This is a genomic window from Mucilaginibacter sp. GW821-FHT07G05 (genome assembly GCF_059418565.1).
Window position 1 is genome coordinate 67,272 of the sequence record NZ_JBWKQC010000007.1, and the last position, 11,635, is coordinate 78,906.

The following is an 11,635-nucleotide window of genomic DNA, read 5'->3' on the forward strand; positions in this document are numbered from 1 at the left end:
AAAAGGAAAATGCTAAATTGATTTATGCAGGCCGAATATTATTACAAAACATCCTTATATGATTTCTCAATTAATCTCATTACATATTCAATGTCGCTTTCAAATTCGAAATCCACAATTTGAGTTAGTGTCCATTTATGGGTATCTGGCACTTCAAAAACTTTAGGATCATCCTGAACTATTGGCCTTAGATGCACTGATATTTTATTCTTTTGAATATGTAACTCTGCGAAATTCCGCGGCAGCTTACGACGTGAGGATTTATAGCCGATATATGGTTTTGTTACTATTTCCTCAATATTCTTATCCAAATTGAGAATCCTTTTTTGCAAAAGGAAGAACATATTTTTGACTAATTCATTTCTTTTTAAATGCGCTTCTAATCTCAAAGAATGTGAATCATTGCTATTTTGTTGCATCGGTATATAATTAAGGTATACCAATATAAGAAAAGCCTGTTATAAATTAATACGACAGGCTTTTCTTATATAAATCAATTGAAATTATTTACCCAACTTAGCTCTCAGGTTATCATCGATAGCTGCCAAAAACTCTTCGGTATATAAATAATCGGTACCGTGCTCCACATTTGGTTTAATGGTGATAGCAAGGTCTTTGGTCATTTTGCCGCTCTCAACAGTTTCAATACAAACCTGCTCTAAAGCTTTACAAAAATCAATCAGCTCCTGGTTGTTATCCAGTATACCACGGAACTCCAAACCACGTGTCCACGCGAAGATAGACGCGATTGGGTTGGTTGAAGTTGGTCTGCCTTTTTGGTGCTCGCGGTAGTGGCGGGTTACTGTACCGTGTGCAGCCTCAGCTTCCATTACAGTACCATCAGGTGTAACCAGCGTAGAGGTCATCAAACCTAATGAACCAAAACCTTGTGCTACGGTGTCAGACTGTACGTCGCCATCATAGTTTTTACAAGCCCATACAAAGTTACCGTTCCATTTTAAGGCCGATGCAACCATGTCATCAATCAGGCGGTGTTCGTAAGTGATACCTGCTTCAGCAAATTTCGCTTTATAATCGTTTTGGTAGATTTCTTCGAAGATATCTTTAAACCTGCCGTCGTATTTTTTAAGGATGGTGTTTTTAGTTGAAAGATATAAAGGCCAGCCTTTCATCAGCGCCTGGTTAAAACAAGCGTGAGCGAAACCTTTAATTGACTCATCAGTATTGTACATGGTTAACGCAACACCGTCACTTTTAAAGTTAAACACTTCAAATGATTGTGCTTCGCCGCCATCTTCAGGAGTGAAGGTTACTGTAAGTTTACCTTTGCCTTTAGTTAAAAAGTCGGTAGCGCGGTACTGATCGCCAAAAGCGTGACGACCGATGCAGATAGGCGCAGTCCAGTTTGGAACCAAACGGGGTACATTTGCCATTACAATAGGCTCGCGGAAAACGGTACCGTCAAGTATGTTACGGATAGTTCCGTTTGGCGATTTCCACATTTGTTTTAAGCCGAACTCAGCTACACGCTCTTCATCAGGCGTGATAGTAGCACATTTGATACCTACACCATATTGTTTAATAGCGTTAGCAGCATCAACAGTTACCTGGTCGTTAGTTTCATCACGGTATTCAATACCTAAATCGTAATACTTAATATCCAGATCAAGGTAAGGAATGATCAGTTTATCCTTAATGAATTTCCAGATAATGCGGGTCATCTCATCGCCATCCAGCTCAACAACCGGATTTTCTACTTTTATTTTTGACATAAGTAACTGTTATTGTTTAATTTCTTAATGGCACCAAATATATAAAATTGACTTTATGTAGATTAATTAAATCTGAATTCGATTGCAATGTTTTTGTAACAATGCAAGCAGCAAGGCACCAGAATTGGCCCTTATTCCATCTCTTTATATTCCTGCTGTAAAGCTAACAGGCATTTGGCGCACAGGCAGCCATCGTAAATTTCGCTGATGTACTGGGTTTCGTTGAGGGTGAGCTGCACCACGCTGCACTGGCACTTGGTGTAAGAGTTGGCTTTACATTCTATCCTGTCGCCGCAACGCTCGCAGGATATGATCTCGTGTTTTGAATGTACTAATGCCATATACAAAAATAGTATTCTGCACGATGCAAATAAATAGGTGGGCTCCTTTGTGACGGATGGACTACAAAGTGTTTTTTAATTACAGATTTTTTAACCGTAGAGTTTTTTTTAACCACAAAGTACACAGAGGTTTGCACGGAGTTACACAGAGATCTTTTTTAATTGCAAAGCTTTGTGTAACTCCGTGTTTTTTATCTCCCCATCCTCTGTAGTAAAATAATAACCTTGCAGAAGAGCCCTCCAACACATCACATTTAAAAAACGTATACTTGCTAAACCATGAAACGCCTGATATCCAATCTTACCTTCCAGGTTATTGTAGCTATTATTTTAGGAGTAATAGTCGGTTTGTATTTTAAAGACTTTGCACCGGCCGCGCAAGTGATCAGCAAAACCTTTATCAACCTGATCACTATGCTGATAGCGCCTATCATATTCTTCACCATTGTGCTGGGTATAGCCAACATGGGCGATATGAAAAAGGTGGGCAGGGTAGGAGGCAAAGCGCTGCTTTATTTTGAAATCGTAACCACCTTCGCGCTGGTGATCGGCATAGCGGTAGCCAATATCTTAAAACCGGGCAAGGGTATAGACGTAAGCAAGGGGGCCGATGCCTCCAAAATTGCCGGTTATCAAAAGGCCGCCGAAGAAATGCAATGGGGCGACTTTTTCGCGCATATTATTCCGCATAATATATTTGATGCCTTTGCCAAAGGCGATATTTTGCAGATTCTTTTCATCGCTATACTATTCGGCTATGGCCTTAGTAAAATGGGCGAAGCGGGGAAATCACTTATCAACACGTTTGATAAATTAGGAAAGGTGTTCTTCAACATTATGAAAGTGGTAATGGCGCTGGCACCTATTGGCGCTTTCGGCGGCATGGCCTTTACAGTGGGCACTTACGGCACCAAGGCATTATTACCCATGGTAAAACTGATGGGTTCGGTTTACCTTACTATGTTCCTGTTCATTTTTGTGGTGCTCAATATTATCTGCTACCTGTACAAGTTCAGCCTGTGGCGATACCTTAAATATATTCGGCAGGAAATATTGATCGTGCTGGGTACGTCGTCGTCCGAATCGGCACTGCCGAGTATGATGGATAAGATGGAAAAGTTCGGCTGCTCGCGGTCGGTGGTAGGGTTGGTGATCCCTACCGGGTACTCATTTAACCTGGATGGTACAACCATTTATCTGTCTATGGCGGTCATATTTCTGTCGCAGGTATTTGATATCCCGTTATCGCTGGAGCAGCAGCTTACCATCATCGGGATCCTGATGGTAACTTCCAAAGGCGCAGCAGCGGTAACAGGCGGCGGCTTCATCGTGCTCACCTCAACCCTCGCGGCTATAAAAGTTATCCCGGTAGAAAGCGTAGCCATATTGCTGGGGGTAGACAGGTTTATGTCGGAAGCCCGCGCTATCACCAACCTAATAGGTAACGGCATTGCTACTATAGTGGTGGCTAAAAGTGAGGGCGAGTTTGTAGAGCAGGCAGTTGAAGAAGGTAATAATATATAAAGAGCTGGCGCACGCGTGCCGCGTGTGTCTTGTAAGTATCTGTAGTTTATAAAATAAAAAAGACTTACGAAGTTTTAAAAACTTCGTAAGTCTCAATTCCCCGCGCTCTGCGAAAAAACTCAGCTCACTCCGCGGTTAACAAAACTACATAGGCGGTGTACACTTATTCACCAGTTTTAGCGTATAATCAGGATTAAGCGGCTCATTGGTTTGTGCCAAACGTTGAGCACCGGTACTGGCCGGGCAGGCTATACCATGCGGACCGTCATAGATCAGCGGTTTGTTACCCAACTTATCGATCAACTCCTGCGGAACGTAGATCTGTACCCTTGTAATGGAATACCCCTGTGGGAAATAGCGAATGTAATAACCATCGGGATGCAGAGCCCAGGTTCCTGAAGCCACAGCGCTGTTTGGCGCTGCTATACCGGCAAGTACGGCGTACTTTTCCATTTCTTCGTAGCTGGCATTGCCTGATGCGGCCAGTCTACGAATGTTATTTTCGGCTTCAAATACCGCTTGTATAGGTTCAGGCAGTTTGCTTTTTGCTTGCTCCATTATGTTGGCCGGTAATACACCTAACGCGCCGCCTTCCAGCATCAATAATTGCTGCGGTGTTAATAGCACGGCAGCAGTAGCCTTAATTTCGGTGCTGAAATCAACAAAACGGGTGCGGGCAATAATGGCCCATAGTAATATTTGTATGCTGTGTTGATTTACTTCGGCATGCTTTTCGGCGCTTTTTAAAATAAGAACTACTACTTCCTGCTTGGGGCCTAAAACCGGGGCCAGCATGTAGCCGTCGCCGCTGCTTGGGCCGTGGGTACCGGCATGCAGGCAATAACTTTTATTGGTCATTTCGTAAAAACCGGCGCACAGGTAAAAGCCGCCGGTAGGTGCTTTGGGCAGCAGGTATAAGGCTTGCGGTTTTTGTCCTTCCTGAAAAGATGGCGGCTTGGTGCCTTCCATATTTACATCTTTAAAGTTGGTGGTAATGGCGGCGGGCTGTTTTAGTATCTTGTTAAGACCGCCCTTGCCTGCAAATTCGGCGCCTTTATCGAGTATGCTTTTGCCTAAGCTGCCAAATTGCGCTAAGCTGGTTTGTGTATGGAGCAGGAGTGATAAAGCCGCTCCGATGATCAGGAAACTTTTTTTCATGGTTAGAATGTTTTTTAAGGTGGAGGCAAAATAAATAAATAGTGTTAATTATAAGGTAGTTTACTGTATAAAGTTTGCCCAGTATTAAATTAACGTCATTTATGGGTAGCCGCCCAAAAAATAATTTGACATTATACCCAATAACTTTAGCTTTGCCATTATTAAAGAAAATAAGCCAATGAGTGTTCTTGTAAATAAAGATTCCAAAGTAATAGTTCAGGGTTTTACCGGTAATGAGGGTACATACCATGCATCACAGATGATTGAGTACGGCACGCAGGTTGTTGGCGGGGTAACCCCGGGCAAAGGCGGTCAGCAACATTTGGAAAGACCGGTTTTTAATACCGTTAAAGACGCGGTTGACCAAACAGGTGCTGATGTATCTATTATTTTTGTGCCACCGGCATTTGCTGCTGACGCTATTATGGAAGCTGCCGAAGCCGGCATCAAAGTTATTGTTTGTATTACCGAAGGTATCCCTACAAAGGATATGATACAGGTGAAAGAATATCTTACTGATAAGGACAGCCGCTTAATTGGCCCTAACTGCCCAGGTATTATCACTGCCGATGAGGCTAAAATTGGTATTATGCCGGGCTTTATCTTCAAAAAAGGTAACGTTGGTGTAGTTTCAAAATCAGGTACTTTAACTTACGAGGCGGTTGACCAGGTGGTTAAAGCCGGTTTAGGTATCACTACCGCTATCGGTATCGGTGGCGACCCAATTATTGGTACACCTACTAAAGAGGCTGTTGAGTTATTAATGAACGATCCTGAAACTCACGGTATCATCATGATTGGTGAAATTGGTGGTGGTATGGAAGCTGAAGCTGCCCGGTGGATCAAAGAACACGGTACTAAGCCGGTTGTAGGTTTCATCGCAGGTCAAACAGCGCCTCCGGGTCGTCGTATGGGCCATGCCGGTGCTATTGTTGGCGGCGCCGATGATACAGCTGCCGCTAAGATGAAAATTATGGCCGAGTGTGGTATCCGCGTGGTAGAATCACCTGCCGAAATTGGCGCTGCAATGGCAGAAGAATTGGCGAAACTGTCAGTTTAAATTTCAACTTCGAGATATAAGAAAGATCCTGGCTTTGGCCGGGATTTTTTGTTTTACAGGATTCTACAGATGATTAACCGCGGAGGTAACGGAGGTTTGCACGGAGTTACGCGGAGGTTTTTATCATTATAATGCTGATTTTTACACTCAAACCCCGATCCCCGAACCTCACAACTCTATTAAAATCTCTGTGTAACTCCGTGCAAACCTCTGTGCTCTCTGTGATTAAAAACACTTTCTCATTCACAACTCACCACTCACCAACTCACTTCAACACTGTTACCACCTTCTCCATCGCTTTCCAGTGTTCGCCTTTTTTGTAGAGCAGTTTACTGAACGGTAGCCGCGAGCGGATGGCCTTGTTATAATCTACACCCATTACGCGGTAGCGGATGGTTTTATCACTCATAAGTGAATGTATGGCTTGTGAGTAAGGTGTAGGGCCCGTCATGCCGTGTACGCTGTTGGGGTAGCGGTTGTTTTTGATGTTATCTACCACAATATCAATAGCGCGTTTTAAAAACGGGTGCCCGGCCTCGTAGATCATCGCCCATTGCACAAAAATACCGGGATGGCGTTCTTCGGTAATCACGGCCGAATCATCGGGCCTAATAAAGCTATCCAGCGTACCCGGTACATAAGCGTCGATATCCAAATACACACCGCCTTTTTTATAGAGAATACAATACCGGAAAAAGTCGGCCTTAGCCGCGCCAATGTTCAGCTTGTTGTAGGCATCGGCTACTTCGCCTGCAAACTCGGCGTTCATAAAGGCTTCTATGCGGGCATCATCGTAAAACTCATAACGGTAAGCCTTATTCCTGAACTTTAGCCATTGAATAGCCAGGCGGTTAATGAAAGGCAACTGCCTGCGTTTAAAAGTTTGATAGATAACCTTTGGGATAGCCATAGATGATATTTAGCAGTAAAGGTAACAGCATAATAAATACCGGCGGATATATTTGTGTTAAACTGTGTTAATGACCGACGAATTTTTAACCGCGGAGGTAACGGAGGTTTTACGCAGAGTTACGCAGAGGTTTTATGTATTTTACTAAGTTCTTATTCCTTATATTAAAACAGGGCTCCGAAAAACTCATATATCTCAGCGTTTTCAACTCCGTTAACTCAGCGGTAAAATAACCAACAAATCCTCTCGTCACCTGTTTGTAAACAAGCGTATCACCATAAAAACTTAACCATTATAAATGCGTATATTTATGTATAAAAACTACAAAAACGATATAAAAAATGCCATATAACGAGTTAACACCCGAAGAAGAAAGAGTAATATTATACAAAGGAACAGAGCGCCCGTTTACAGGTACTTTGCTCAACAATAAGGCGCAGGGCGTGTATGTATGCAAACGCTGCGATGCACCGCTATATAATAGTGCAGATAAATTTGACAGTTTTTGCGGCTGGCCAAGTTTTGATGATGAAATACCCGGAGCGGTAAAACGCGAAGTTGATGCCGACGGCCGAAGGGTAGAGATACTTTGCAATAATTGCGGCGCGCACCTTGGGCACGTTTTTGAAGGCGAATACCTTACCGCGAAAAACACCCGTCATTGTGTAAATTCAGTGTCGATGAAATTTGTGCCGCTGGCATAAAATTTCGCAATAAATTTGTACCTTTTTTGCATAGCATTTAAGGTGATCCTGCGAGGTGCTGATGAGATAAGTTCTTTACCCTATTTTCTCTAAAACTTATAAGAATATCCAACGCCGGTTCATTGGTCATCATGAATCGGCGTTGTACTTTAACCGTCGCGTGAGGGCTTAATTATCAGGCTGTTTTACAGCGTGGTTTTATTGCTCCCTTTCTTTTTATAAAGAAAATTTCTCACTTTTTTACACGGTGTTTTCCATAAATCAGCCATTTTTTACGATTGTTGATAACTCGGCTTTTTGTTTAAAACTATCACATCATAACCCCGGTATCATAACTTAACTTTGTTTTAGTAAAAAATTTACAAATGGCTATTAGTGCTACCGGGACGAGCCCTATACTGACAAACAGCCATTTTAATTTCAGCACTGGGCAAGTAACTGCCTGTATATAAATAAATTAAGTTAATAAAAAGTTAAAAAGCTTTATAGACAAATGAAGCCGGATTTGTTGTCTGTAAACTTTAGATAAATGAATAGCTACCTTTTAAGAACAAAGTAATACTATGAGCCAGGAGACAGAAGAACTATTACTAAAAGAAAACAAGGACAGGTTTGTTATACTGCCCATCAAGTATCCCGCAATTTGGGAGATGTACAAAAAATGCGAGGCGAGTTTTTGGACTGCCGAAGAAATAGATCTTTCTGATGACATGAAACATTGGGAAAACCTGAACAGCGGCGAGCGTCATTTTATATCGCATATCCTGGCGTTTTTCGCGGCGAGCGATGGTATTGTGAACGAGAACCTGGCAGTAAACTTTATGAGTGAAGTGCAACTTCCCGAAGCTCGTTGTTTCTACGGTTTCCAGATCATGATGGAAAATATCCACTCTGAAACCTACGCGCTGTTAATCGATACATATATTAAAGATCCATCAGAAAAAGACCGTTTATTCCATGCTATTGATACCGTGCCTTGTGTAGGTAAAAAAGCAGAATGGGCACTGCGCTGGATCAATAACGGAACATTCGCAGAGCGCCTTATCGCTTTCGCGGCTGTTGAAGGTATCTTCTTTTCGGGCAGCTTTTGCTCAATCTTCTGGCTTAAAAAACGTGGCTTAATGCCGGGTCTTACTTTCAGCAACGAGCTGATCTCCCGCGATGAGGGTATGCACTGCGAGTTCGCTTGTTTATTGTACAGAATGCTGGAGAATAAACTATCGAAAGAGGCTGCTACCGCCATTATTACTGATGCGGTTGAAATTGAAAAAGAATTTATAAGTGATGCATTACCGGTAAGCCTTATCGGTATGAATGCCAAATTAATGGGCCAGTACATTGAGTTTGTAGCCGACAGATGGCTGGGCGAACTGGGCTACGATAAAGTGTACGGTGCAAGCAATCCGTTCGACTTTATGGAAATGATATCCCTGCAAGGTAAAACCAATTTCTTCGAAAAACGGGTTGGCGATTACCAAAAAAGCGGTGTGCTTAATGCAACCGCCGATAGCAAATCTTTCTCATTGGATGAAGATTTCTAAATAGTTAGTGGATAGTAGTTCAGACTACACTGAACAAATAACAAGAAAAAAGGATTAATAGTTTAATATAAACAGGTTAGTGAATTGTTACTAACAGCTAAATAACTGAAAAATATGTTTGTAATAAAAAGAGACGGCAGAAAGGAATCTGTAAAATTCGACAAGATCACAGCGCGTATTGAAAAATTGTGCTACGGTTTTAATTTGGTTGACCCCATTGATGTGGCCAAGAAGGTAATTGAAGGATTATTTGACGGTGTTACCACATCTGAACTGGATAACCTTGCGGCCGAAACAGCGGCATCGTTAACTACCAAACACCCGGATTATGCTTTGCTTGCATCTCGTATAGCCGTATCTAACTTACATAAAAATACTGTAAAGTCGTTCTCTGAAACTATGCGCATGCTTTATGAGTATGTGGATAGCAAAACAGGCAAAAACGCGTCGCTTATTGCCGATGACGTTTGGGAAGTGATACAAAACAATGCCGAACTGCTGGATAGTACCATCATTTACGATCGCGATTTCGGGTTCGATTACTTCGGTTTCAAAACCCTCGAAAAATCATACCTGTTAAAAATTGACGGTAAAATTGTTGAGCGTCCGCAGCACCTGTTCATGCGTGTATCGGTAGGTATCCATAAAGAGGATGTTGAAAGCGCTATCAAAACATATAACCTGATGAGCGAGCGCTGGTTTACACACGCTACGCCAACTTTGTTTAACGCGGGTACGCCAAAACCACAAATGTCGTCGTGCTTTTTATTAACCATGAAAGATGACAGCATTGATGGTATTTACGATACTTTGAAGCAAACCGCTAAAATATCGCAAAGTGCAGGCGGTATAGGGTTAAGCATCCACAATGTAAGGGCTACAGGTTCATACATCAGCGGTACTAACGGTACCAGCAACGGTATTATCCCGATGCTGCGTGTGTTTAACGATACTGCCCGTTATGTTGATCAGGGTGGTGGTAAACGTAAAGGCGCTTTCGCTATTTACCTGGAGCCTTGGCATGCCGATATCTTCGAGTTTTTAGACCTGCGTAAAAATCACGGTAAAGAAGAAATGCGCGCCCGCGACTTGTTCTACGCCCTTTGGGTATCTGACTTGTTTATGCAACGCGTAGAGGCTAATGAAGACTGGAGCCTGTTCTGTCCGCACGAAGCACCCGGTTTGGCTGATTGCTTTGGCGAGGAGTTTGTGGCCCTGTATACCAAATACGAAGAAGAAGGCCGTGCCCGCCGCGTGGTAAAAGCACAGGAACTTTGGTTTGCCGTGTTAGATGCCCAGGTAGAAACCGGTACACCATACCTGTTATATAAAGATGCTGCCAACGCGAAATCAAACCAGCAAAATTTAGGTACTATAAAAAGCTCAAACCTTTGTACCGAAATTATGGAGTATACCGATGCTAACGAAATTGCGGTTTGTAACCTTGCATCATTAGCATTGCCACGCTATGTAAATAACGGAGTGTTTGATCATGATAAGTTATATGATGTAACCTACCAGGCTACCATTAACCTTAACCGTATTATTGATCATAACTACTACCCGGTTGCCGAAGCCGAGTATTCAAACTTGAGGCACCGCCCAATTGGTTTAGGTGTACAAGGTTTGGCCGATACCTTTATTCAACTGCGCATGCCGTTTGAAAGTGATGAGGCTAAACAACTGAACAAAGAGATCTTCGAAACCATTTATTTTGCAGCCATGACGGCTTCAAAAGACTTGGCTATAAAAGATGGTCCTTACGCTACATTTGAAGGTTCACCATTGTCAAAAGGTAAATTCCAGTTCGATCTTTGGAATGTATCACCGGCCAGCAGCCGTTGGGATTGGGAAAACCTGCGCTTAGATGTAATGAACCATGGTGTACGTAACTCACTGTTAGTTGCGCCAATGCCAACCGCGTCAACTTCGCAAATACTGGGTAACAACGAGTGCTTTGAACCATATACTTCAAACATTTACACCCGCAGGGTATTAAGCGGCGAGTTTATCATTGTAAACAAACACCTGCTGCGCGATTTGGTAAACCTTGGTTTATGGACCCCGGCCATGAAAGATAAGATCATCAGCGCTAACGGATCTATACAGGATATTGCCGAAATACCTGCCGATATCAAGGAACTGTACAAAACAGTTTGGGAAATTAAGATGCGTAACATTATTGATATGGCTGCCGATAGGGGTGCTTATGTATGCCAGTCGCAATCGTTAAACCTGTTCATCAATGCGCCGAATGCTTCAAAACTTACTTCAATGCACTTCTACGCATGGAAGAAAGGCTTAAAAACAGGCATGTACTACCTGCGTACACAAGCAGCATCGCAAGCGGTTAAATTTACAGTAGAGAACCAGGGCGGTAAAAACATGGATCCAGTAATTCCGGAACATGTTAGCCAGGTTGTTGACGAAATTCCGGCAGGCCCAAGCTGCTCAATGGAAGAAGGTTGTGTAACCTGCTCCGCATAATATTTTTTAATAGTTTTACTTTGAAAGCGGTGGCAATTATTTGTCACCGCTTTTTGATTTTGAAGGATTTGGGATATTGGTGATTTAACCACAAAGGACACAAAGGTTTGCACAGAGTTACACAGAGGTTTCCATGGAGTTACGCGGAGTTTTTTGGGGGCCTTGTTGTTCCGGCTA

General features: G+C 42.7%; 10 protein-coding genes. 5 read left to right on the top strand and 5 right to left on the bottom strand.

Translation table 11 applies throughout. The features are described from left to right. Window positions 1-41 precede the first annotated feature (41 nt). From AC07NA_RS17805 to AC07NA_RS17815, 3 genes are all read right to left on the bottom strand, one after another. On the bottom strand, window positions 42-419 hold the full coding sequence (locus AC07NA_RS17805) for a DUF5655 domain-containing protein (RefSeq protein WP_494898947.1): 378 nt from the start codon (window positions 417-419) through the stop codon (window positions 42-44). 84 nt (window positions 420-503) lie between these two features. Further along, on the bottom strand, window positions 504-1,733 hold the full coding sequence (locus AC07NA_RS17810; protein WP_494898948.1) for an NADP-dependent isocitrate dehydrogenase: 1,230 nt from the start codon (window positions 1,731-1,733) through the stop codon (window positions 504-506). A 131-nt stretch (window positions 1,734-1,864) separates the two neighbouring features. Then, entirely contained in the window at window positions 1,865-2,074 is a 210-nt protein-coding gene (locus tag AC07NA_RS17815) for a cysteine-rich CWC family protein (RefSeq protein ID WP_345212513.1), read from the bottom strand. Between the two features lie 279 nt (window positions 2,075-2,353). On the opposite strand from AC07NA_RS17815, the gene dctA reads away from it, so the two are divergent. After that, complete coding sequence (dctA, locus tag AC07NA_RS17820; RefSeq protein WP_494898949.1) at window positions 2,354-3,598, top strand: C4-dicarboxylate transporter DctA; 1,245 nt, start codon at window positions 2,354-2,356, stop codon at window positions 3,596-3,598. A 144-nt stretch (window positions 3,599-3,742) separates the two neighbouring features. Here dctA and AC07NA_RS17825 read toward each other — a convergent pair whose 3' ends face one another. After that, a complete protein-coding gene (locus AC07NA_RS17825; RefSeq protein ID WP_494898950.1) occupies window positions 3,743-4,756 on the bottom strand; it encodes a hypothetical protein in 1,014 nt (337 codons plus the stop codon). Between the two features lie 178 nt (window positions 4,757-4,934). On the opposite strand from AC07NA_RS17825, the gene sucD reads away from it, so the two are divergent. Then, window positions 4,935-5,816, top strand: coding sequence for a succinate--CoA ligase subunit alpha (gene sucD, locus AC07NA_RS17830; protein WP_494898951.1), 882 nt, complete (start codon window positions 4,935-4,937; stop codon window positions 5,814-5,816). A gap of 265 nt (window positions 5,817-6,081) precedes the next feature. On the opposite strand, the gene AC07NA_RS17835 is transcribed toward sucD, so the two are convergent. Beyond that, window positions 6,082-6,726, bottom strand: coding sequence for a glycosyltransferase family 32 protein (locus AC07NA_RS17835; protein WP_494898952.1), 645 nt, complete (start codon window positions 6,724-6,726; stop codon window positions 6,082-6,084). Window positions 6,727-7,067: 341 nt separating this feature from the next. On the opposite strand from AC07NA_RS17835, the gene AC07NA_RS17840 reads away from it, so the two are divergent. The 3 genes from AC07NA_RS17840 (at window position 7,068) to AC07NA_RS17850 (ending at window position 11,458) form a co-directional block, all read left to right on the top strand. Continuing rightward, entirely contained in the window at window positions 7,068-7,430 is a 363-nt protein-coding gene (locus AC07NA_RS17840; RefSeq protein WP_494898953.1) for a methionine-R-sulfoxide reductase, read from the top strand. Between the two features lie 563 nt (window positions 7,431-7,993). After that, window positions 7,994-8,971 carry a ribonucleoside-diphosphate reductase small subunit gene (locus AC07NA_RS17845; protein ID WP_345212515.1) on the top strand — a complete coding sequence of 326 codons (978 nt, stop codon included), beginning with the start codon at window positions 7,994-7,996 and terminating at the stop codon, window positions 8,969-8,971. Window positions 8,972-9,085: 114 nt separating this feature from the next. Continuing rightward, window positions 9,086-11,458: a ribonucleoside-diphosphate reductase subunit alpha gene (locus AC07NA_RS17850; RefSeq protein WP_345212514.1), complete on the top strand. Its 2,373-nt coding sequence runs from the start codon at window positions 9,086-9,088 to the stop codon at window positions 11,456-11,458. Window positions 11,459-11,635: the final 177 nt, after the last annotated feature.

What these genes read in the sequence shown, in the direction of transcription:
- dctA (WP_494898949.1), top strand. Translation starts at nt 2,354, where the DNA reads ATGAAACGCCTGATATCCAATCTTACCTTCCAGGTTATTGTAGCTATT.
- AC07NA_RS17840 (WP_494898953.1), top strand. Translation starts at nt 7,068, where the DNA reads ATGCCATATAACGAGTTAACACCCGAAGAAGAAAGAGTAATATTATAC.
- AC07NA_RS17845 (WP_345212515.1), top strand. Translation starts at nt 7,994, where the DNA reads ATGAGCCAGGAGACAGAAGAACTATTACTAAAAGAAAACAAGGACAGG.
- AC07NA_RS17815 (WP_345212513.1), bottom strand. Translation starts at nt 2,074, where the DNA reads ATGGCATTAGTACATTCAAAACACGAGATCATATCCTGCGAGCGTTGC.
- AC07NA_RS17810 (WP_494898948.1), bottom strand. Translation starts at nt 1,733, where the DNA reads ATGTCAAAAATAAAAGTAGAAAATCCGGTTGTTGAGCTGGATGGCGAT.
- AC07NA_RS17805 (WP_494898947.1), bottom strand. Translation starts at nt 419, where the DNA reads ATGCAACAAAATAGCAATGATTCACATTCTTTGAGATTAGAAGCGCAT.
- sucD (WP_494898951.1), top strand. Translation starts at nt 4,935, where the DNA reads ATGAGTGTTCTTGTAAATAAAGATTCCAAAGTAATAGTTCAGGGTTTT.
- AC07NA_RS17825 (WP_494898950.1), bottom strand. Translation starts at nt 4,756, where the DNA reads ATGAAAAAAAGTTTCCTGATCATCGGAGCGGCTTTATCACTCCTGCTC.
- AC07NA_RS17835 (WP_494898952.1), bottom strand. Translation starts at nt 6,726, where the DNA reads ATGGCTATCCCAAAGGTTATCTATCAAACTTTTAAACGCAGGCAGTTG.
- AC07NA_RS17850 (WP_345212514.1), top strand. Translation starts at nt 9,086, where the DNA reads ATGTTTGTAATAAAAAGAGACGGCAGAAAGGAATCTGTAAAATTCGAC.